This is a genomic window from Bradyrhizobium sp. NBAIM14, assembly GCF_020193895.1.
Lineage (GTDB): Bacteria > Pseudomonadota > Alphaproteobacteria > Rhizobiales > Xanthobacteraceae > Bradyrhizobium > Bradyrhizobium yuanmingense.
Genome location: NZ_JADYVQ010000002.1, coordinates 175,861 through 197,315, shown reverse-complemented (window position 1 = coordinate 197,315; position 21,455 = coordinate 175,861). Strand labels below are relative to the sequence as shown.

The following is a 21,455-nucleotide window of genomic DNA, read 5'->3' as shown; positions in this document are numbered from 1 at the left end:
TTGATCCGAAGGTTTAGTTTCAGGATAGTCTTTTGGGATAGTCTTGGAGTCGGCCGTTGGCCGAGCAACCCCGGAGAGACCCTTGGTCTACCGCCACAGCATCGACGCCACGACCTACAGCTTCCCTGACCTGCGCGACCTGCTCGCCAAGGCGACACCCCCGCGCTCCGGCGACCGGCTGGCCGGCATTGCCGCTGCCAGCTCCGAGCAGATGATCGCCGCGCGGATGGCGCTCGCCGATGTGCCGCTCGGCCAGTTCCTGCAGGAAGCCGTCGTTCCCTACGAGGCCGACGAGGTCACCCGCCTCGTCATCGACAGCCATGACGCCAAGGCGTTCGCGCCGGTGGCATCGCTGACGGTCGGCGCCTTCCGCGACTGGCTGCTGTCGGACGCCGCAACGCCCGAGATCCTGCGCAAGCTGGCGCCCGGCATCACGCCGGAGATGGCGGCCGCGGTGTCGAAGCTGATGCGCAACCAGGATCTGATCCTGGCGGCGCGGAAATGCGAGGTCACCACCGCCTTTCGCAACACTATCGGCCTGAGGGGGCGGATGAGCACACGCCTGCAGCCGAACCATCCCTTCGACGATGCAAGGGGCATCACCGCCTCAATCCTCGACGGCATCCTGCTGGGGGCGGGCGATGCCTGCATCGGCATCAATCCCGCCAGCGATGACCCCGCCGTCATCGCGCAATTGCTGCGGCTGCTCGACGAGATCATCGCGCGGCTACAGATCCCGACGCAAGGCTGCGTCCTGACCCATGTCACGACGACGCTGTCGCTGATCGGGCAGGGCGTGCCGGTCGACCTCGTCTTCCAGTCGGTCGCGGGCACCGAGGCCGCCAACCGCAGCTTCGGCATCGACCTCGCACTGTTGAAGGAGGCGCAAGAGGCCGGGCTGTCGCAGTCGCGCGGCACGGTCGGGCGGAACCTGATGTATTTCGAGACCGGCCAGGGCTCGGCGCTGTCAGCGGGCGCCCATCACGGCGTCGACCAGCAGACCTGCGAGGCGCGCGCCTATGCGGTCGCCCGCGCCTTCGCTCCGCTGCTGGTCAACAGCGTGGTCGGCTTCATCGGCCCGGAATATCTCTATGACGGCAAGGAAATCATCCGCGCGGGGCTGGAGGATCATTTCTGTGGCAAGCTGCTCGGCCTGCCGCTCGGGGTCGACATCTGCTACACCAACCACGCCGAGGCAGATCAGGACGACATGGACAATCTCCTGACGCTGCTCGCCGCCGCCGGCGTCACCTTCATCATGGGTGTTCCCGGTGCCGACGACGTCATGCTGAACTACCAGTCGACGTCTTTTCACGACGCGCTCTATGTCAGGGACGTCTTCGCGCTGCGCCGCGCGCCGGAATTCGACGACTGGCTGGCGCGCTCGGGCATTGCAGGTGCCGATTTCCGGATTGCCGGCGATGCAGGCCTGCTGCCCGATTTTGCCGCGCGGCTGATCGCATGAGGCGGAAGGTCAACTCGGTTGGGAAACCATCGGCGCCTCTCGGAATTATGCTTACGCCACAATATTGAGAAATTCCGGCGACAGCATTACGCTATGTGTCGGGCTGGCAATTTCCGTACCATCGGTTGAGTGTGGCGGGGGAGCTTTGATGCGAGCTGAAAGTAACGGAACGTCCCGGCGGATTCTCTGCGTGTTTCCGCGCTACACCTCGTCCTTCGGCACGTTCGAGCATTCCTATCCCCTGACCGATGGCGTCCGCGCCTTCATGCCGCCGCAAGGGCTGCTGCTGATCTCCGCCTATCTTCCGAAGGAATGGCAGGTCAAATTCGTCGACGAGAACCTGCGCCGCACGACGAGGGAGGAGTTCGAATGGGCGGAAGCCGTCTTCGTCAGCGGCATGCACATCCAGCGCCAGCAGATGACCGACATCTGCCGCCGCGCCCATGAGTTCGATCTGCCGGTCGCGCTCGGCGGGCCTTCTGTCAGCGCCTGTCCCGACTATTACCCGTCCTTCGATTATCTGCATGTCGGCGAGCTCGGCGATGCCACCAACCAGCTGATCGAGATCCTGTCGCGCGGCACCTCGCGGCCCGAACAGCAGGTCGTGCTCACGACCAAGGACCGCGTGCCGATGACGGAGTTTCCGATCCCGGCCTACGAGCTCGCCGACGTGAAGAAGTACTTCCTCGGCAGCATCCAATATTCCAGCGGCTGTCCCTACCAGTGCGAGTTCTGCGACATCCCCGGCCTTTACGGCCGCAATCCGCGCATCAAGACGCCGCAGCAGATCATCGCCGAGCTCGACCGCCTGCGCGAATGCGGCATGACCGACACGGTCTATTTCGTCGACGACAATTTCATCGGCAACCGCAAGGCGGCCATGGACCTGCTGCCGCACCTGATCGAGTGGCAGAAGCGGACCGGCTACGTGGTGCGGCTCGCTTGCGAGGCGACGCTCAACATCGCCAAGCGCCCCGAGATCCTCGAGAAGATGCGCGAGGCCTATTTCATCACCATCTTCTGCGGCATCGAGACGCCGGATCCCGACGCGTTGAAGGCGATGCAGAAGGACCACAACATGATGGTCCCGATCCTGGAGGGCGTGCGCACCATTAACTCCTATGGCATGGAGGTGGTCTCGGGCATCATCATGGGACTCGACACCGACAAGCCGAACACCTCGGAGGCGCTGCTCGCCTTCGTCGAGGAGTCCCGGATTCCGCTGCTCACCATCAATCTGCTGCAGGCGCTGCCGAAGACGCCGCTATGGGACCGGCTTGAGCGCGAGGGGCGGCTGGTCGAGGACGATGGCCGCGATTCCAACGTCGACTTCCTGCTGCCCTATGACGAGGTCGTCGCGTCCTGGAAGCACGCCATGGCAGTCGCTTACGCGCCCGACAAGGTCTACGCGCGCTATCAGCACCAATGCGACCACGTCTATGTGAACCGGCTCAAGGTACCGGTGCCGGACGAGATGAAGACCTGGCGCAGCATCCGGCGCGGCCTCGTCATACTGCGCAACATCTTCTGGAAGGTCGGCGTGCTCGGCGACTATAGGCGCGTGTTCTGGAAGTTCGCGCTGGGCCGCATCAAGCGCGGCGACATCGAAGGCCTGATCGGCTGCACGCTGGTCGCGCACCATCTCATCACCTTTGCGCGCGCGGCCTCCAGCGGCAAGCAGAACGCCTCGAACTATTCGATCCGGCTGCGCGAGGCCGCCGTGCCCGCCGAATGATGCCACATGTCTGACCCGGCCCTGCCGCGCCGTCCGACCCTCGATTTGCGCTCGTTTACGCCTGCGCGCGTCGCGCTGGGGCGCAGCGGCGCGAGCCTGCCGACGAGAGCGTTGCTCGATTTCACGCTGGACCATGCCCGCGCGCGCGATGCTGTGCATGCGGCCTTCGACACGCCGCGTCTCATCGCCGATCTCGACGCACTCGGTGTTGCGGTGACCGAGGTCAGGAGCCGGGCGGTCGATCGCAGCGACTATCTGCGGCGGCCGGATTTGGGACGACAGCTCGACCAAGACTCGGCGCAGCGTCTGGCACGAAGCATCTCGGCGCCGTGCCAGCTCGCGGTCGTGATCGGAGACGGCCTGTCCGCGGCGGCGGTCCATAGCCATGCGGCGATCGTGGTAAGGCGCCTGTTGCAATCGCTTGCGCAGGGGGATGCCGTCGCGATCGGCCATGTCGTCGTCGCATCGGGCGCGCGCGTCGCGCTCGGCGACGAGATCGGCGCCATTCTCGGCGCGCGCATGGTCATGATGCTGATCGGCGAGCGGCCCGGCCTGTCCGCGCCCGACAGCCTCGGCGCCTATCTGACCTTTGCGCCGAGGCCCGGCCGCACCGATGCCGAGCGCAATTGCGTCTCCAACATCCACCACGCCGGGTTGAGCCACGAGGAGGCGGCGTTCAAGATCGCCTGGCTGGTCCGCGAGGGGCTGGCCCGGGAGATCACCGGCGTGGCGCTGAAGGACGAGAGTGCGGACCGCGCGCCGCGCCAGATTGGCACATCCTCGCCGGGATGAGGGTCATTCCACGCCCGGATCGCCACTTTTCTGATCGATTCGGCCGCGCCGGGCCTGCTTGCGAAAAGACCTGTTGACCTGCTAAACCGCTGCCGGCGATTTTCCGCGCATTTTCAAAGGGCAAGCCTCCCATTGGTATGGCGTTTTCAAGCCGTTCGCGCGGCGCGATAAGCTCACAGCCCGAGCCGATTTAGGAACTGGACAAGGCATGCTCGAAAAGCACAGCGAGAGTGAGGTTCATGTCGACAAGGTCGAGCAGGGATCTACGTCCTCCATCGCCTTCGGGCTGGAGCGTCTCGGGCTGATCGCCGTTCGGGCCCCAATCGTCTCCTGCATCGTCCTGCTCGCGCTGATCGTCGGCGCGGTGTTCGGCATCTACCGGATCAAGATCGACGATTCGCTGTCGCAGCTGTTCCGCTCCGACACTCGCGAATTCAAACAATATGAAGAGGTGACCAAGAAGTTCCCGGCCGAAGAGTTCGACGTACTTGTCGTGGTCGAGGGCAAGACCCTCCTGGAACGCAGCAACCTCGAGAAGCTGCGCGACTTCGTCACCGACCTGCAGCTGGTCGAAGGCACGCGCGGGCTGGTCTCGCTGTTCTCGGCGCGCCAGGCGCCGGCCCCCGGCAAGCTGCCGGCGGCCCTGTTCCCGCCCGAGCTACCGGAGGGCGCGGCCTATGACAAGTTCATCGAGACCGTCAAGAACAACGAGATCATCCGCGGCAAGCTGCTGTCGGAGGACGGCACATTGGCGCTGGTTGTGCTGTCGCTCGATCCGGAGGTGGTCGCTTCCAACAAGTTGACCAAGACCGTCGCCGACATCCGTGCGCTGATGAAGGAGACGCTCGGGGACACCGGCCTCAACGTGCAGCTCTCCGGCGTCCCGGTGATGCAGCTCGAGATCCGCAACGCGGTCGAGCGCGACGGGCTGACCTACAACATCCTCGGCATCCTCGCCGGCTGCATCATCGCCATCATCTTCTTCCGCAAGATCTCGTTCATGATCGCGGCGGCATTCCCGCCGATGATCGCTATCCTGCTGGCGCTCGGCGCGCTCGGCTGGGCCAATTTCAACCTCAACATGTTCCTGAACGTGATGACGCCGCTCATCATGGTGATCAGCTTCTCGGACTCGATGCAGCTGACCTTCGCCGCGCGCGACCGGCTGATCGCGGGCCAGGACAAGTTCACCGCGTTCAAGAACGCGGTGCTGGTGGTGGGCCCGGCCTGCGTGCTGACGCATGGCACCGCCGGCATCTCCTTCATCGCGCTGCAATTCTCCGACTCCGACCTGATCCGCAAGTTCGGCGAGGCGGGCCTTGCCGCCACCATCATCGCGCTGGTCGCGGTGCTGTCGCTGGTGCCTGTCTTCGGCGTGCTGTTCGTGCGCAACGAGAAGGTCTTTGCAGTCAAGTTCCAGGGCGCTGATGCCGGCGTACAGGCGCTGCGCAATTTCTGCTACTGGATTGCGGTGCGCATGGTCGGCCGGCCCGGCCTGTTCAGCCTGCTGGCGGTGCTGTTCGTCGGCGGCCTCGGCGTCATCTATGCCAATCTGGAGCCGCGCTACCGGCTCGCCGACCAGGTGCCGGACAAGCGCCAGGCGGTTGCCGCCAGCGACCGGTTAGACGCCAAGCTGACCGGCGCCAATCCCGTCAACGTGCTGATCGTGTTCCCGAAGGGTGAATCGCTTTATTCGCCGCAGACGCTCCAGACCATCGCCGAGGTGCACGCGACAGTCGAGAAATCCGCAGGGGTCGGCAACGTGTGGTCGCTGGAGACGCTGCGCCGCTGGCTGGCGGAGAAGGCCGGCAGTGCCGACGTCGCGACGCTGAAGGAATATGTCAGCGTCATCCCCGAGCACCTGGTGCGCCGCTTCATCGACGCCGAGCAGGACGCTGTCGTAGTGGCCGGCCGCGTGCCGGACAAGGATTCCAGCCAGCTCCTGCCGATCGTCGACAAGCTCGATTCGGAGCTCGACGCCGTCCGCAAGAAGCATCCGGGCTATGAGATCGCCGTGACGGGTCTCGCCGCTATCGCCGCGCGTAACTCGGCCAACATGATCGAGAAGCTGAACCACGGCCTCACGATCGAATTCGCGCTGGTCGCGATCTTCATCGGCCTCGCCTTCCGCTCCTGGGTGGTGACACTCGCCTGCATCCTGCCGGGCATCTTCCCGGTGGTGATGTCGGGCACGGTGCTGTGGGCGATGGGCGAGGGGCTGCAATTCGCCAGCGTCGTTGCGCTCACGGTCTCGTTCGGCCTCGGCCTTTCCGCTACCATCCACTTCCTCAACCGCCTGCGGCTGGAGAACAAGCCGGGTGTCGGCTCGGCGCTCGCGGTGGAGCGGGCCACCGTGCTGGTGGGACCTGCGCTGATCCTGACCACGGTGGTGCTCGCCTGCGGCCTCGTCGTCACCGTGTTCTCCGACCTGCCATCGCTGCGTCTGTTCGGCTGGCTCAGCGCCTTCTCGATGGTGATGGCATTGGTCGCTGATCTCTTCATCCTCCGGCCGACGGCGATGTGGCTGATCAATCTGCACGCCAAGCTGCATGGCGCGGACAAGCAGGCGATCTGAGGGGCTTCATCCACCGGACATGGAATCGGCGCAGTCTGAATGACTGCGCCGGAGTTCCGGTCGGGGACGAATCATGCAGCACGACGGCGCGATCGTGGCGTTTCAGCAGAAGCGAGGCGGCGATTCAGCCGCCTTTTTCGTCCCGTTCCTGACATCGGGTATGACCCTGCTCGACGCCGGCTGCGGGCCCGGCACCATTACGGCAGCGCTGGCGGGGCACGTCGAAAGGGCCGTCGGCCTCGATATCGAGCCGACGGCCATTACCGCCGCCAATCGGCTCGTGTCGGCGGCGGGCTCGACCAATCTGGCCTTTGTCGAAGCCGACATGACGGCGCTGCCGTTCGACGATGGAACGTTCGATGCCGTGTTCTTTCACGCGGTGCTCTACCATCAGAGCCGAGAGATATTGGTGCGAACGCTGGCCGAAGCGCGACGTGTGCTGAAGCCGGGCGGCCTCGTCGCAACGCGCGATGCCGACGTCGGCGGCAACGTTCTTCACCCTGAAATCGACGGCGTGCGGCTCGCGCTCGATCTTTGGCAACGCTGGTACCAGCACGACGATTTGGAGGCGCTTCGCTTCGGGCGCCGGCAGGGCTCCATCCTCCGAGCCCACGGCTTCGCGCCGGTCTGGGCCGGTGCGAGCTACGTCAACCACAGTGCCGATGCGCAGAGCCGCAGCGAGGCCGTTGCCGATGCGCAGCGGAGCCTGCTGGGGCTCGGACCGCAACTCGTGGCCAGGCGGCTCGCGACAGACGATGAGATCCGGGCCGCGCTTGCCGGCTGGGAGGCCTGGGAACGCGATCCGGACGCGGTCTATTTCCGATGCCGCTGCGAATGCATCGCGCGAAAGGACTGATCCGGCGCGGTTCGGCTCACGCCTCGACGCGGACGATTCCATAGGGATTGAACTTGAAGTCGCCCTCGGCGTAGTCCTGCTCCCGCGACAGCGCGAGCTTGCGGTCGCGCAGCGTTGCCTCGATGCCGCGCTCGGCCATTGCGTCCGCGATTTCGTCCATCAGATTCGCTGCGTTCCGGTCGCTGCCGCGCGATCGCGCGACATAGATTTCCGGCAGTCCGACGAGGTGGAAGCCGACGCTTTCGTTGTAGGTGTCGCCGGCAAGCGGACGCTTGGCGAAGGCGAGGCGACAGGATCGGCCCATCGCTGGCGTGACGGTAAGGCCCTGGTTCGTGTTTGCGGCGGCCTTGCACTCGCGGGCCAGTTGCCGCCATCGCGTGAGTCCGTGGGCAACGCCCGCGCTTTCTCCTTTCACGGCCGTGGCGCCGGCCTCGATCATCTCCTCGACAATTCGCAAGGCGGCAGCTGAATAGGCGACCGTCTTGTGCTGCTCCATCGGCGGGCTCAGCACGTAGAGGACCGCTTTGTGATTGAGTACGGCCATTTCGTCCGCCTCGGACCACGCTTTCGGAAAGACGCGGTCCCAGCACACACCGAAAGAGCGCTCCATGTGCGGATCGGGTTTGGCTTGCGAATAGGTGCGGTCGATCTCGAAGCCGAAGTCGGCGATCGTCTTCGCCACCGCCTTGGGCGGATGCAGCAGGCTTTCATTCCTGCCGAGGAAGCAGAGCACGTGACGCGGCTTCACGGACGAAGGCTGCATGTTCGCTCCCTGCTGATCGCTGGCGAAGGCGCGGCTGGCCACGAAGAGCCCGGCGGCCTTCAGCAGATGTCTGCGGATCGGGTCCATCTCAGCAAATCCAGCCGGTCAGTTCGTGTCAGCAAAAAGCCCCCGGCTCGCGAGAACCGGGGGCATGTTCCTCATTGCGTGCGAAAGGCCTTCAGCCCTTCGTCATCGTGATGTTGACGCCGCGGATCTCGCCCTTGGACGAGATCTGCACCGTCTGCTTGGTGCCGTTGGTGCGCAGCGACAGGTTGGCGGCAAAGCCGTTGGCCTCGACGAAGACCTCGATCTGGCCGCCGCCGGCGGTGCCCTGGAGATTGCCGAAGATGTTGCGGCTGGACTCGCTCCAGTTGCCGGAGATGCGGTCGCCCTGGCTCGTCACGTCGCTGGTGAGGTTGAACTTGTAGCTGTCGGAGGCGCAGCTCAGCGCCTGCTTCAGGTTGAGGCCGCTGCCGGCGACCTTATAGTCCGCTTTGCAGCGAATGCGCTCGGTGGAGCCGTCGGACAGCGACACCGTGCCGGTTCCGGTCCACGCGCCGTCGAAACCGGCAAACGGTCCGGACGACTGCGCGTGGCTTGCCGATGCCGAGAAGAGCAGCGCCACCCCGATGCCGGCCGCCCTGATTGCCAGTCCAGATCGCCAAAAGAATGTCATCTCGAATATCCCGCTTTGGAACGACGTTCGCTTCGATCGAGAACGTCTCGCCACATCGAAAGTTTAGTGCTCCGAGCAAGTCGCAGGTTCAAAGCCCTGCGGCCAGAGACGGCGGTTCACGCGGCCGCGCCGTGCTTCCAGGGGCCGCGATTTGCCGCGCTTCGTCATGTTTCCGGCAGCCGAGGACGGGCGAAGAGATGCAGCGCGGCAACAGGTCTGCATTAAAACGCAATGCTCCCGAATTATGATGTAGTATCAATCCCTTACATCTGTCAATGAAGGCGCGGGGAAGACCTGATTCGGCGGGGGCGGCGCCAATTTGGCCGCATTTGCCAGTGCTTGTGCCTTCCCTGAGGCCGCTACAAGCGGCGACTTGCCATCAGAACCAATCCGTTCCGGCCATCCGCCCTGCGCAGTCCGGGATCGGTGCGATTCTGCCGTCAGAATGAAGGAATACAATGCGCAATCTTCTCGTCGCTCTCACCCTGCTGTCGGCCTCCCTTTCGACGGCAGCGTTCGCCCAACAAGGGCGTGGCACGGACGCCGAGCAGAAGGCCTGCACCCGCGATGTGCAGAAGTTCTGCCGCCCGGTCATCGACCAGGGCGATTTCACCATCCTGGCCTGCCTCAAGGAGAACCGGGCCAAGATCTCGCAGGCCTGCGACCAGGTGCTGAAGAACCACAATCAATAAACTCGGCCATTGGCCTAGAAAGGCGGCCCTCGGCCGCTTTTCCGGGCCCAATTCGAAGGGGCAGCCATCGACGGACAGGATTGGTTTTGCGGCCGTATTCCCCTATATGGGGGCCGCGGCGGCGTCGCGGCGTGAGCCCGCCCGAGCGAAAAAGCCCTTCCTGTCCAAACGATTGTAAACCAGCCCTCGATGACCTCTGCGAGCGAATTGCGATCCGGCAAGGGTGACCGCGACGAGAATTTTCCCGTCGCGTCCTGGATCATTCATCCGCGTCATCGCGCCCTGATCCTGGCCTATTACAATTTCGTCCGCACCGCGGACGACATCGCCGATCACGCCACGCTCCCCCCCGACCAGAAGCTCGCTTATCTCGATCTGCTCGAGGCGGAACTGCTCGGCAAGGGTGACACCCAGCCTGAGGCCGTCAGCTTGCGCCGCGCGCTGGCCGAGCGCGGCATGGCGCCACGTCATGCGCTCGACGTGCTGATCGCCTTCCGCATGGACGTGACCAAGCTGCGCTATGAGACCTGGGACGAGGTCATCCATTATTGCCGCTACTCGGCGATGCCGGTCGGCCGCTTCATGCTCGACGTTCACGGCGAGAGCACCTCGACATGGGCCGCCTCGGACGCGCTCTGCGCGGGCCTTCAGATCAACAATCACCTGCAGGATTGCGGCAAGGATTATCGCGAGCTCAACCGCGTCTATCTGCCGCGCGATGCGCTAGCAGCACACGGCGCCACCGTCGAGCAGCTCGGTCTCGCGCAGTCGCCGCCGGCGATGCTGGCCTGCCTGCAGTCGCTCGCCGCACGCAACGAGGCGCTGCTCGGAGAGGGCAGGTCGCTCGCAGCCGAGATCCGGGATTTCCGTCTCGGCGTCGACGTCTCCGTCATCCAGGCCTATGCCGACCGCATCGTGCGCCTGCTCAAGGTACGCGATCCCTTGCGGGAGCGCGTACATCTGAACAAATTCGAGCTGCTCGCCTTCAGCCTCGCCGGGATCATCGGCGAAGTTGGCCGCCGTGCGATCCGTCGCAAGGCCATTTCCAGACCGGGGACTGCCCATGACGCTTGAGGCGACCACGCCCGGCGCCAATTACGGCTCGACCGCATCCGGCAGCTCGTTCTATGCCGCGATGCGCATCCTGCCGCGTGATCAGCGCGAAGCGATGTTTCAGATCTACAGCTTCTGCCGCCAGGTCGACGACATCGCCGATTCCGACGGCCCGCGCGACGAGCGGCTCGCCGCACTTCAGGAATGGCGCAACGATATTGACGCGCTCTATCAGGGCCATCCGCCGCCGCGGCTGAAGGACTACGTCGCCTCGGTGAAGACCTTCGGGCTCAAGCGCGAGGATTTCCTCGCCATCGTCGACGGCATGGAGATGGACGTGCCGCAGGACATCCGTGCGCCCGACATGGCGACGCTGGATCTGTATTGCGACCGCGTCGCCAGCGCCGTGGGGCGGCTGTCGGTGCGCGTGTTCGGCATGCCCGAGGAAGACGGCATCCTGCTCGCGCACCACCTCGGCCGCGCGCTGCAGCTCACCAACATCCTGCGCGACATCGACGAGGACGCCGGCCTTGGCCGGCTCTATCTGCCGCGCGAGGCGCTGCTGCATGCCGGCATCACCTCTGATGATCCGAACCGCGTGATCGCCGAGCGCGCGCTGCCGAAGGTCTGCATGCCGCTGGCGCAGCGCGCCAAGGTGCACTTCGAGAAGTCGGACGAGATCATGAACCGCAACAGGCGCCGCGCCGTGCGCGCGCCGCGGATCATGTCGAAATACTACCATTCCATTCTGGACCTCCTGATCGCGCGCGGCTTCACCGCGCCGCGCGAGCCGGTCCGTGTGTCGAAGATCACGCGCATCCTGATCCTGCTCCGTTACGCTTTCATCTGATGCAAAACACAGCTCACATCATCGGCGCTGGAATTTCCGGCCTCTCCGCCGCCGTGCGGCTCGCCAATGCCGGCTTCAAGGTCGCCGTGCACGAGGCGACGCACCAGGCCGGCGGCCGCTGCCGGTCCTATTTCGACGGCGCCACCAATCTCACCATCGACAACGGCAATCATCTGCTGCTGTCGGGCAACAGCCATGCGCGCGCCTATGCGCGCGCGATCGGCACCGAGGCGGGCCTGGTCGGCCCCGAGCGGGCGCAATTTCCGTTCGTCGATGTCAAAACCGGGCAGCGCTGGCAGATCGATCTCGGCGATGGCCGGTGGCCGACCTGGGTGCTCGACGAAAGCCGCCGCGTGCCCGACACCGGCCTTTCCGATTATCTCAAGCTGGCGCCACTGATCTGGGCGTCGGAGGAGACGCTGGTCGGCAAGTCGATTCCGACCGAGGGCATCCTCTATCAGCGCCTGGTGCAGCCGCTGCTGCTGGCAGCTCTCAACGTCGATCCGCCCGAGGGCTCGGCCGGGCTCGCCGGCGCGATCGTGCGGGAGACGCTGCTTGCGGGCGGGCAGGCCTGTCGTCCGCTGATCGCGCGCGACGGTCTCAGCGCGGTTCTGATCGAACCCGCCGTGAAGTTTCTGCAGGAGCGTGGTCACAGCGTTCAGCTCGGCCACGAGCTGCGCTCGTTCGTCAGCACGGACGGCAAGGTGACCGCGCTGAATTTCGGCGGCGAGGATTTGATCCAGCTCGGTGCGGGCGATGTCGTCGTGATGGCGGTGCCGCCGCGCGCGGCCGCTAGCCTGCTCCCGGGGCTGAAGACGCCGACCGAATTCCGCGCCATTGTGAACGCGCATTTCCGCTTTGAGCCGCCGCCGGGCTCGGCGCCCATCCTCGGCGTGATCGGCGGCGTGGTGGAATGGCTGTTCGCGTTCCCGAACCGGCTCTCGGTGACCATCAGCAATGGCGACCGCCTGGTCGACATGCCGCGCGAGGAACTGGCGCAGACGATCTGGAACGAGGTCTGCGAGGCGGGCGGTGTCTCCGGTGAGCTGCCTCCTTGGCAGATCGTGCGCGAGCGCCGCGCCACATTTGCGGCGACGCCGGCCCAGAACGCCCTGCGTCCCGGGCCGGTCACTGCGCTGAAAAACCTGTTCCTCGCCGGCGACTGGACTGCTACGGGATTGCCAGCAACCATCGAGGGATCGGTCCGGTCGGGTGACCGCGCCGCCGATCTGGTTCTGGCCGCCAAAGGATCCTGAAAGGCGGCCCGACGGGCAATTCTCCCGGTCAACTTTCAATCGACTATCGGAGCAATCGAGCGACATGGATTCCGTGACCGCGACCAGCCGCGAAGCTTTGGAATCGAGCATTGCGTCGGCCACCCAGGGCCTCCTCGGCTTCCAGCAAGCCGACGGCCATTGGGTGTTCGAGCTCGAGGCCGACTGCACGATTCCGGCCGAATACGTTCTGCTGCGCCATTATCTCGCCGAGCCCGTCGACACCGTGCTCGAGGCCAAGATCGGCAACTATCTGCGCCGCATCCAGGGTACCCATGGCGGCTGGCCGCTGGTGCATGACGGCGAGTTCGACATGAGCGCCAGCGTGAAGGCGTACTTCGCGCTGAAGATGATCGGCGACTCCATCGACGCGCCGCATATGGTGCGGGCGCGCGAGGCAATCCATGCCCGCGGCGGCGCGATCAACAGCAACGTCTTCACCCGCTTCCTTCTCGCGACCTTCGGTGTCGTGACCTGGCGCGCGGTGCCGGTGCTGCCGATCGAGATCGTATTGCTGCCGTTCTGGTCGCCGTTCCACCTCAACAAGATCTCCTACTGGGCGCGCACCACGATGGTGCCGCTGATGGTGATCGCCGCGCTGAAGCCGCGCGCGAGGAATCCGAAGGGCGTCGGCATCGACGAATTGTTCCTGCAGGATCCGCGCTCGATCGGCATGACCGCCAAGGCGCCGCACCAGAGCATGGCCTGGTTTCTGTTGTTTCGTTCGCTCGATGCGATCCTGCGCGTGATCGAGCCGCTGTTTCCGAAGAGTCTGCGCAAGCGCGCGATCGACGCCGCGCTCGCCTTCACCGAGGAACGGCTCAACGGCGAGGACGGCATGGGCGCGATCTACCCGCCCATGGCCAACATCGTCATGATGTACGACGCCCTCGGCAAGGACGAGAACTTCCCGCCACGCGCGATCACGCGCCGGGGCATCGACAAGTTGCTCGTCATCAAGGACGACGAAGCTTATTGCCAGCCCTGCGTCTCTCCGGTGTGGGACACGACGCTCACCGCGCATGCGCTGCTGGAGGCCGGCGGTGACAAGGCGGTGCCGGCCGCCAAGCAGGGCCTCGACTGGCTGATCCCGAGGCAGGAGCTCGAGGTGAAGGGCGACTGGGCGGTGAAGCGGCCCGACGTGCGCCCGGGCGGCTGGGCCTTCCAATACAACAATGCCCATTACCCCGATCTCGACGACACCGCCGTCGTGGTGATGTCGATGGACCGCATGCGCCGGGAGCACGGTGCGGCCGGCTATGACGACGCGATCGCCCGCGGCCGGGAGTGGATCGAGGGCATGCAGAGCGACGACGGTGGCTGGGCCGCCTTCGACGTCAACAACCTCGAATATTACCTCAACAACATCCCGTTCTCGGACCATGGCGCGCTGCTCGATCCGCCGACTGAGGACGTCACGGCGCGATGCATCTCGATGCTGGCCCAGCTCGGTGAGACCGCCAAGACCAGCAAGCAGGTGGCCGCCGGGGTCGCCTATCTGCGGAAGACCCAGCACCCGGAGGGGTCCTGGTACGGCCGCTGGGGTATGAACTTCATCTATGGAACCTGGTCGGTGCTGTGCGCCCTCAACATGGCCGGGGTCGACCACAAGGACCCCATGATCCGCAAGGCGGCGGCCTGGCTGACCTCGATCCAGAACGACGACGGCGGCTGGGGCGAGGACGCCGTCAGCTACCGCCTCGACTACAAGGGCTGGGAGGCCGCTCCCTCGACCGCCTCGCAAACGGCATGGGCCTTGCTTGCCCTGATGGCGGCAGGCGAGGTTGATCACCCGGCCGTTGCCCGCGGGGTGGAGTACCTGATTGCAACACAAGACAAAAAAGGACTGTGGGACGAGCAGCGGTACACCGCCACAGGCTTCCCCCGCGTGTTCTATCTACGTTATCATGGTTACCCAAAGTTCTTTCCGCTGTGGGCGTTGGCGCGGTATCGGAACTTACGGAACACCAACAGCAGGGTGGTAGGGGTCGGAATGTGACTTTGGGGACGGGGGACTATGTTACCGCGGGTCAGGCCATCGACCCGCGGCCGATACTGATCGTGACCGGATTGGTTCAGGAGGCCCGCATCGCGGCTGGGCCCGGAATGGCGGTCATCTGTTCATCCAGCAGCCCGCCCCAGTTGCGGGCGCTTCTGACGGTGGTGGATCCTGAGACGATTCGCGGTGTGATCTCGTTCGGCGTGGCCGGCGGGCTCGACCCGAGCTTGCGCTCCGGCGACGTCGTGCTGGCGACCGAGGTGCTCTCCGGCGACACCCGCTGGGCCGCCGGCCTGTCGCTCGGCGACGATCTGATCGATCGCCTGACGTCCGGCCGCCGCCGCGTCGTGCGCGGTAGTCTCGCCGGTGCCGAGGAAGTGGTCACGAAGCGCTCCTGCAAGGCGGCCCTGCACTCCGAGACGGGGGCCGCCGCGGTCGACATGGAAAGCCACATCGCCGCGGCCTACGCCGCCGACGCCGGGCTGCCCTTCGCCGCCGTCCGCGTCATCAGCGACCCCGCCCACCGCGCGCTGCCGGCGCTGGCCCGCGCCGCGATCAAGCCGAACGGCCAGATCGACCTCGGAGCCGTGCTGCGCGGCATCGTGCGCAATCCGGCAACGCTGCATGCCCTGGTCTCGACCGGCATCGACTTCAACCGCGCCCTGCGGTCGTTGCGCGGCTGCCGCGATTATCTGATCGGGACGGAGTTCGTCGAGAGCGAGGCCTTGGTGTCGAAGGCGGCGTGAGCGGGGGCTTCGATCTGAGAATAAAGAAAGGGCCCGGTCGCCATTGGCGTCCGGGCCTTTTTGTTTCGACGTTCGTAGCCCGGACGGAGCGAAGCGTAATCCGGGGCCTTGGAGAGACCATCCCGGATTTCGCTTGCGCTCCATCCGGGCTACGGGCTCTGCGCTTTACGCCGCCGTCGACGCCTTCTGCGCTGCTTTCGCCTGCGCAGCCGCAGCTTCGTCCTTGCGGATCTCCGAGAGCTTCTTCTGGACCTGCTCGGAGAAGATGTACTGCGCCGGGCGCTGCTTGGAGAGGTCGATCTCCGGCGCCATCGGGCCGCTCGTCCGCACGCCGCGCAGCGCCACCCACATCGCCTTCAGCGGGTTGTTGAGCGCTGCGGTCGCAGCCGTGGGCTCGTAGCCGCAATGGGCCATGCAGTCGGCACACTTCTCGTACTTGCCGGTGCCGTAGGAATCCCAGTCGGTGGTCTCCATCAGCTCCTTGAAGGTCTTCGCGTAGCCTTCACCGAGCAGGTAGCAGGGCTTCTGCCAGCCGAAGATGTTGCGCGCGGGCATGCCCCACGGGGTGCATTCGTATTCCTGGTTGCCGGCGAGGAAGTCCAGGAACAGTCCGGAATGCATGAAATTCCACTTCTTGCCCTTGCCCATCGCAAAGACGTCGCGGAATAGCTTCTTGGTCTTGGTGCGGTTGAGGAAGTGCTCCTGGTCCGGCGCGCGCTCATAGGCGTAGCCCGGGGACATCGAGACGCCGACGCCGAGCTCGGTGGTGAGGTCGAGGAATTTGGCGATCTCCTCGGCCGGGTGGCCGTCGAAGATGGTGGCGTTGACGTTGACGGTGAAGCCGCGCGCCTTGGCCGCCTTGATCGCCGACACCGCGCGGTCGAACACGCCCTTCTGCGACACGGCCTTGTCGTGGTGGTCGCGCAGGCCGTCGAGATGCACCGAGAAGAACAGATAGGGCGAGGGCTCGAACAGATCGAGCTTCTTCTCCAGCAGCAGCGCGTTGGTGCAGAGCGAGACGAACTTCTTGCGCGCGACGAGGCCGCGCACGATCTCGCCGATCTCCTTGTGGATCAGCGGCTCGCCGCCGGGAATGGCGACCATCGGCGCGCCGCACTCGTCGGCGGCGTCCCAGCACTCCTGCGCCGTCATGCGGCGGTTGAGGATCGCATCGGGATAATCGATCTTGCCGCAGCCGACGCAGGCGAGGTTGCAGCGGAACAGCGGCTCCAGCATCAGCACGAGCGGATAGCGCTTGCGGCCAAGCAGTTTCTGCTTGAGCAAATAGCCGCCGATACGCATTTCCTTGAAGAACGGGATAGCCATTACAGGTTTCTTTCTGGGCTTTTCAATTCGGGTGGGTCAGCTCGCGGCCAGTTGGGCCGGAAGCCGGAATTCGATGTTTTCCTCGCGGCCCGGCAACACCGAGACCTTTACCGGTCCGATCCGCCGCATCGCTTCGATCACGTCATCCACGAGTACCTCGGGCGCCGAAGCGCCGGCCGTGACGCCGACGGTCCTGGCATCCTTCAACCACTCCGGATTGAGCTCGCTGCCGTCGGCAATCAAATAACTCGCGACGCCGGCCTCAGTGCCGATTTCGCGGAGCCGGTTCGAGTTCGAGCTGTTGGCAGCGCCCACCACCAAGATCACGTCGACCAGCTTGCTCAAGTCCCTTACCGCAGATTGGCGGTTCTGTGTCGCATAGCAGATATCCCGGATATCCGGACCTTGAATGTCTGTAAAGCGGGCCTGAAGGGCCGCGATGATGTCCTTGGTGTCGTCGACCGACAGGGTGGTCTGGGTGATGTAGGCCACTGGCGTATCCGCCGGCAGGGTCAGCGCCTTAACCTCTTCAACGCTCTGGACAAGCTGCACCGGCCCCGGGACCTGGCCCATCGTGCCCTCGACCTCGGGATGGCCGGCGTGGCCGATCAGGATCAGGGTGCGGCCCTTGCCGATGTAGCGCTTCCCCTGATTGTGAACTTTCGTGACCAGCGGGCAGGTGGCATTGAGCACCGGAAGGTCGCGCGCGACGGCCTCTTCCTCGACGCTGCGGGCGACGCCATGCGCGCTGAACACCGTCACCGCCTTCGGCGGTACCTCGGAGAGTTCCTCGACGAAGATGGCTCCTTTGGCCTTCAGGCTCTCGACGACGTATTTGTTGTGCACGATCTCATGGCGCACGTAGACGGGCGGGCCGTACTTCTCCAGCGCCCGCTCCACGATTTCGATTGCTCGTACCACCCCCGCGCAGAAGCCGCGCGGTTGCGCCAGATAAACTTCCATTGGACGCCCATCACGCAAGTTGCACCAATCCGCTCTTTGCAGTCCCCAAGCGGCACTCCGATACTGACCAATGAGTTGCAATATCCGCACCATTGGTTCGCGCCTGCGGTAGCCACCCACCCGTGTGGACGGCTCCGGCGCATGGAGGCGCAATACTTTGTGTCAAAAAATCGGCGGTAGGGGAAGGTGGAACCGCTGAGGGAGGCGTCTGTGAGGTATTTTAGTAGGGATTGCGGTGTGCCTGCGTGCGCGACATTCCTGCATAGTCCTTCGTCACGTTCCCGCCTCAACTCCCTGCCTATACCGGCCGCCCCGCATGATTTTGCCACGGTCTCCCGCCGTTTACCTCGAACCTTCTGGCGGCGAGAACCACCCAAAACAGCAATAGGTTTCGGCCGGGAACTCCGATAAACAGCGGGCGTTTCCGGCAAGCTGTTAACCGCAGAAAGAAAAGAAGTGCTGCAAAGCGTCGTCGTTGCCATCGTCAGGGCCTGCACCCGGTTTGCCTCCCTCGTCGTCGTTCTCGGGCTCCTGCTGTCGGTAGGGGCGGGCTATTACGCTGCGCGCCACTTTGCCATCAACACCGATATCAACTCGCTGATTGCCCAGAATCTGGACTGGCGGCAGCGTGACCAGCAATTCGACAAGGCGTTCGATCAGAACGAAATGATCCTCGCTGTGGTCGAGGCCAGGACGCCGGAAATGGCGAGCGCCGCGGCAGACGCGCTCTATGCCAGGCTGAAGGACGACAGGACCAACTTCCACTCGATGCAGCAGCTCGGCAGCGGCGCGTTCTTCGAGCGGAACGGCCTGTTGTTCCTGCCGACCGAGGAGGTCGGCAAGATCACCGGCCAGTTCGAAGCCGCCGCGCCGCTGATCGAGATCATGGCCGGCGATCCCTCGATCCGCGGCCTGACCGGGGCGCTGGAGACCGGCCTTGCCGGCGTCAAGCGGGGCCAGGTCAAGCTCGACAGCACCGAGCGGCCCTTCAACCTGATCGCGCAGACAGTCGAGACCGTGCTCAACAAGGGCAACGCCAGCTTCTCCTGGCGCGAACTCGTCAGCGACGAGCCGCTCAAGGATTCCGACAAGCGCACCTTCATCGAGTTCAAGCCGATTCTCGACTACAACGCGCTGGAGCCCGGCAAGGATGCGACCGACGCGATCCGGAAAGCGGCGGCGGATCTGGATTTTACCGGCAAATACCAGGCGCGGGTGCGGCTGACCGGTCCGGTGCCGATCGCCAATGAGGAATACGCCACCGTTCAGGAGGGCGCGGTCGTCAACGCCGTCGGCACGATTCTCGTCGTGCTGGTCATCCTTTGGCTCGCACTGCATTCGTCGAAGATCATCTTCGCGGTGTTCGTCAATCTGTTCGTCGGCCTGGCGATCACGACAGCGGCCGGCCTGATGATGGTCGGATCGTTCAACCTGCTGTCGATTGCGTTCGCGGTGCTGTTCGTCGGCTTAGGGGTCGACTTCGGCATCCAGTACAGCGTCCGCTACCGCTCGGAGCGCTACAAGCACGATGATCTCGCGGGCGCGCTGGTGCTGGCAGCCAAGCGCTCGGCGGTGCCGCTGTCGCTGGCGGCGATGGCGACGGCCGCGGGCTTCCTTTGCTTCATGCCGACCGACTACAAGGGCATCGCAGAGCTCGGCCAGATCGCCGGCGTCGGCATGCTGGTGGCGTTCATCTCGTCGATCACCGTTCTGCCGGCACTGCTCAAGCTTCTGAACCCGCCCGGCGAGCCGGAGCCTGTCGGGTACGCCTTCCTGGCGCCGCTCGATCACTTCCTGGAAAAGCATCGGGTGCTGATCGTCGGCGGCACGCTGCTGCTCGCGCTCGGCGGCCTGCCGCTGCTCTACTTCATGAAGTTCGACTTCAACCCGATGAACCTGCGCAATCCGCACGCCGAGTCGATCGCCACCTTCCTCGATCTGCGCAAGGACCCCAATACTGGTGCCAATGCCATCAACGTGATGACCACTTCCGAGGAGCAGGCAAGGCAGGTCGAGGCGAAGCTGGAGAAGGTGCCCGAGGTGCTCAGGGTGATGTCGCTCGACAGCTTTGTGCCGCAGGACCAGCCGCCGAAGCTGAAGCTCATCGCGCAGGGCGCCAAGGTGTTGAATCCGGCGCTCAACCCCGATCAGATCGACGCGGCGCCGACGGACCAGGAGAATGTCGAATCGCTGAAATCGTCGGTCGACAATCTGCGCCGGACCGCGGGCGACGCGAAGGGCCCGGGCGCTGTTGCCTCGCGCCGTCTTGCCGACGCGCTCGAGAAGCTCGCCAACGGCGACGAGGCCACGCGCAACAAGGCGCAGGACGTGTTCGTCGCGCCATTGAAGATCGTGTTCGACCAGCTCAGGAACGCGATGCAGGCAGGTCCCGTCACCCTGAGCTCGCTGCCGCCCGATCTCGTCAGCGCCTGGAAGAGCAAGGACGGCATCATCCGCGTCGAGGCGCTGCCCAAGGGCGATCCCAACGACAACGATACGCTGCGCAAATTCGCGGCGGCGGTTCTCCAGGCCGAGCCGACTGCGATCGGCGGTCCGGTCTCGATCCTGAAATCCGGTGACACCGTTGTGAAGGCGTTCATCCACGCCGGCATCTATGCGCTGCTGGTGATCGGGCTGCTGCTGTGGATCACGCTGCGCCGCTTCGTCGACGTGCTGATGACGCTGGTGCCGCTGCTGGTTGCCGGCGCGGTGACGCTCGAGATCTGCGTGTTGATCGGCCTGCCGCTCAACTTCGCCAACATCGTCGCGCTTCCGCTGCTGCTCGGCGTCGGCGTCGCCTTCAAGATCTATTATGTCGTGGCCTGGCGCTCGGGCAGGACGAACCTGCTCCAGACCAGCCTGACGCGCGCGATCTTTTTCAGCGCGCTGACGACCGCGACCGCGTTCGGCAGCCTGTGGCTGTCGAGCCATCCCGGCACGTCCAGCATGGGCAAGCTGCTGGCACTGTCGCTGGTGACGACGCTCGCCGCCGTGCTGCTGTTCCAGCCGGCCCTAATGGGCAAACCCCGCAATCTCAGCGAGTAGGCAGATGTCGCCGACCGGGTCGGCGGCGCCCTTCTGACCGGGCTTGGCTGCGCCGGCGGCCTTGGGAGCTGCGGGCGCAGGCGTGGTGGTGCCGCTCCCGGCTTGGGCTGCTTGGGCCCCTTGCCCCGCTTGCCCCCCTTGGGGCTTCGGCGCAGTGCCGCTGGATTTCGCTGCGCCCTTGGCCATGGCGTTGGCAGGGCTCGAAGGGATCGGCGGGCCGACCCGGGTCCAGGTTTCGCCGCCGCAGAGGAAGCCCATGACGCAGCCCTTGATCTCGAGCTGGTCGGGACCGGCCGGCGTGATGGTCGCGCTGTAGAGCTGGCCGTCCTTGGCGTTGTAGACCTGTCCTTCCCACTGATCGACGCCGGGCTTCTTCTTCATGTCGATCAGGGTTGCCATGCCGAGCGTCGGCCTGTTCTTTTTCGAGGCGTCCGGATTGTTCTCGTCGCGTCCGCCGGGCTGTTTTTCCCAGGAAACCGCGCCCCACATGCTGCCATAGCATTGGGCGACGCGAATGTTGGCAACGCCGTCGGCGACCCGCCAGTCGCCGGTCGGATCCGCGGCGAGCGCGGGCGTCAGGCCGGCGTAACCGCCAGCCAGTATTAGTCCGGTGTAAAGGGCCAAACGCATGTGTGTTCCTTGGCA

The 21,455-nt window shown here is 65.0% G+C and carries 17 protein-coding genes; 12 read left to right on the top strand and 5 right to left on the bottom strand.

The genetic code is table 11. The annotated features are described in order from the left end of the window. Positions 1-82 precede the first annotated feature (82 nt). The 5 genes from I6F28_RS06670 (at position 83) to I6F28_RS06650 (ending at position 7,423) form a co-directional block, all read left to right on the top strand. Positions 83-1,465, top strand: a complete 1,383-nt coding sequence (locus I6F28_RS06670) for an ethanolamine ammonia-lyase subunit EutB (RefSeq protein ID WP_225133428.1) — start codon at positions 83-85, stop codon at positions 1,463-1,465. Between the two features lie 148 nt (positions 1,466-1,613). After that, a complete protein-coding gene (locus tag I6F28_RS06665) occupies positions 1,614-3,200 on the top strand; it encodes a B12-binding domain-containing radical SAM protein (protein ID WP_225139523.1) in 1,587 nt (528 codons plus the stop codon). 6 nt (positions 3,201-3,206) lie between these two features. Beyond that, on the top strand, positions 3,207-3,992 hold the full coding sequence (gene eutC, locus I6F28_RS06660; RefSeq protein WP_225139522.1) for an ethanolamine ammonia-lyase subunit EutC: 786 nt from the start codon (positions 3,207-3,209) through the stop codon (positions 3,990-3,992). 208 nt (positions 3,993-4,200) lie between these two features. After that, positions 4,201-6,567, top strand: a complete 2,367-nt coding sequence (locus tag I6F28_RS06655) for an efflux RND transporter permease subunit (protein ID WP_036006102.1) — start codon at positions 4,201-4,203, stop codon at positions 6,565-6,567. A gap of 73 nt (positions 6,568-6,640) precedes the next feature. Then, positions 6,641-7,423, top strand: coding sequence for a class I SAM-dependent methyltransferase (locus I6F28_RS06650; RefSeq protein WP_225139521.1), 783 nt, complete (start codon positions 6,641-6,643; stop codon positions 7,421-7,423). 16 nt (positions 7,424-7,439) lie between these two features. Here I6F28_RS06650 and I6F28_RS06645 read toward each other — a convergent pair whose 3' ends face one another. Beyond that, positions 7,440-8,273 (bottom strand): hypothetical protein, encoded by an 834-nt coding sequence (locus I6F28_RS06645; RefSeq protein ID WP_225139520.1) that lies wholly within the window; start codon positions 8,271-8,273, stop codon positions 7,440-7,442. A gap of 91 nt (positions 8,274-8,364) precedes the next feature. Next, a complete protein-coding gene (locus I6F28_RS06640; protein WP_036006098.1) occupies positions 8,365-8,862 on the bottom strand; it encodes a hypothetical protein in 498 nt (165 codons plus the stop codon). Between the two features lie 458 nt (positions 8,863-9,320). Here I6F28_RS06640 and I6F28_RS06635 point away from each other — a divergent pair, with 458 nt between their 5' ends. The 6 genes from I6F28_RS06635 (at position 9,321) to I6F28_RS06610 (ending at position 15,476) form a co-directional block, all read left to right on the top strand. After that, positions 9,321-9,554 carry a hypothetical protein gene (locus I6F28_RS06635; RefSeq protein WP_025035011.1) on the top strand — a complete coding sequence of 78 codons (234 nt, stop codon included), beginning with the start codon at positions 9,321-9,323 and terminating at the stop codon, positions 9,552-9,554. Between the two features lie 189 nt (positions 9,555-9,743). Further along, positions 9,744-10,628 (top strand): squalene synthase HpnC, encoded by an 885-nt coding sequence (gene hpnC, locus I6F28_RS06630; RefSeq protein ID WP_036023092.1) that lies wholly within the window; start codon positions 9,744-9,746, stop codon positions 10,626-10,628. Further along, positions 10,618-11,457: a presqualene diphosphate synthase HpnD gene (gene hpnD / locus I6F28_RS06625; RefSeq protein ID WP_057027142.1), complete on the top strand. Its 840-nt coding sequence runs from the start codon at positions 10,618-10,620 to the stop codon at positions 11,455-11,457. Before hpnC ends, hpnD begins: the two co-directional genes overlap by 11 nt. Next, positions 11,457-12,713 (top strand): hydroxysqualene dehydroxylase HpnE, encoded by a 1,257-nt coding sequence (hpnE, locus tag I6F28_RS06620; RefSeq protein WP_225113510.1) that lies wholly within the window; start codon positions 11,457-11,459, stop codon positions 12,711-12,713. Before hpnD ends, hpnE begins: the two co-directional genes overlap by 1 nt. Before the next feature lie 64 nt (positions 12,714-12,777). Next, complete coding sequence (gene shc / locus I6F28_RS06615) at positions 12,778-14,730, top strand: squalene--hopene cyclase (protein ID WP_036023097.1); 1,953 nt, start codon at positions 12,778-12,780, stop codon at positions 14,728-14,730. Beyond that, positions 14,727-15,476 carry a phosphorylase gene (locus I6F28_RS06610; RefSeq protein ID WP_225139519.1) on the top strand — a complete coding sequence of 250 codons (750 nt, stop codon included), beginning with the start codon at positions 14,727-14,729 and terminating at the stop codon, positions 15,474-15,476. Before shc ends, I6F28_RS06610 begins: the two co-directional genes overlap by 4 nt. A gap of 165 nt (positions 15,477-15,641) precedes the next feature. Here the strand turns inward: I6F28_RS06610 and hpnH are convergent, their stop codons facing one another. Both hpnH and ispH read right to left on the bottom strand, forming a co-directional pair. After that, a complete protein-coding gene (gene hpnH / locus I6F28_RS06605; RefSeq protein WP_036006086.1) occupies positions 15,642-16,802 on the bottom strand; it encodes an adenosyl-hopene transferase HpnH in 1,161 nt (386 codons plus the stop codon). A gap of 36 nt (positions 16,803-16,838) precedes the next feature. Beyond that, positions 16,839-17,765, bottom strand: coding sequence for a 4-hydroxy-3-methylbut-2-enyl diphosphate reductase (gene ispH, locus I6F28_RS06600; protein ID WP_036006084.1), 927 nt, complete (start codon positions 17,763-17,765; stop codon positions 16,839-16,841). Between the two features lie 456 nt (positions 17,766-18,221). Between ispH and hpnN the strand changes: the two genes are divergently transcribed. After that, positions 18,222-20,810 (top strand): hopanoid transporter HpnN, encoded by a 2,589-nt coding sequence (hpnN, locus tag I6F28_RS06595; protein WP_036006082.1) that lies wholly within the window; start codon positions 18,222-18,224, stop codon positions 20,808-20,810. On the opposite strand, the gene I6F28_RS06590 is transcribed toward hpnN, so the two are convergent. Beyond that, complete coding sequence (locus I6F28_RS06590) at positions 20,778-21,440, bottom strand: DUF2147 domain-containing protein (protein ID WP_036006080.1); 663 nt, start codon at positions 21,438-21,440, stop codon at positions 20,778-20,780. The genes hpnN and I6F28_RS06590 overlap by 33 nt on opposite strands. Between the last annotated feature and the right edge of the window lie 15 nt (positions 21,441-21,455).

Coding starts and splice junctions, on each gene's coding strand:
- I6F28_RS06650 (WP_225139521.1), top strand. CDS start 6,641: ATGCAGCACGACGGCGCGATCGTGGCGTTTCAGCAGAAGCGAGGCGGC.
- I6F28_RS06590 (WP_036006080.1), bottom strand. CDS start 21,440: ATGCGTTTGGCCCTTTACACCGGACTAATACTGGCTGGCGGTTACGCC.
- eutC (WP_225139522.1), top strand. CDS start 3,207: ATGTCTGACCCGGCCCTGCCGCGCCGTCCGACCCTCGATTTGCGCTCG.
- I6F28_RS06665 (WP_225139523.1), top strand. CDS start 1,614: ATGCGAGCTGAAAGTAACGGAACGTCCCGGCGGATTCTCTGCGTGTTT.
- hpnE (WP_225113510.1), top strand. CDS start 11,457: ATGCAAAACACAGCTCACATCATCGGCGCTGGAATTTCCGGCCTCTCC.
- hpnH (WP_036006086.1), bottom strand. CDS start 16,802: ATGGCTATCCCGTTCTTCAAGGAAATGCGTATCGGCGGCTATTTGCTC.
- I6F28_RS06640 (WP_036006098.1), bottom strand. CDS start 8,862: ATGACATTCTTTTGGCGATCTGGACTGGCAATCAGGGCGGCCGGCATC.
- hpnD (WP_057027142.1), top strand. CDS start 10,618: ATGACGCTTGAGGCGACCACGCCCGGCGCCAATTACGGCTCGACCGCA.
- hpnC (WP_036023092.1), top strand. CDS start 9,744: ATGACCTCTGCGAGCGAATTGCGATCCGGCAAGGGTGACCGCGACGAG.
- I6F28_RS06655 (WP_036006102.1), top strand. CDS start 4,201: ATGCTCGAAAAGCACAGCGAGAGTGAGGTTCATGTCGACAAGGTCGAG.
- I6F28_RS06645 (WP_225139520.1), bottom strand. CDS start 8,273: ATGGACCCGATCCGCAGACATCTGCTGAAGGCCGCCGGGCTCTTCGTG.
- shc (WP_036023097.1), top strand. CDS start 12,778: ATGGATTCCGTGACCGCGACCAGCCGCGAAGCTTTGGAATCGAGCATT.
- I6F28_RS06635 (WP_025035011.1), top strand. CDS start 9,321: ATGCGCAATCTTCTCGTCGCTCTCACCCTGCTGTCGGCCTCCCTTTCG.
- ispH (WP_036006084.1), bottom strand. CDS start 17,765: ATGGAAGTTTATCTGGCGCAACCGCGCGGCTTCTGCGCGGGGGTGGTA.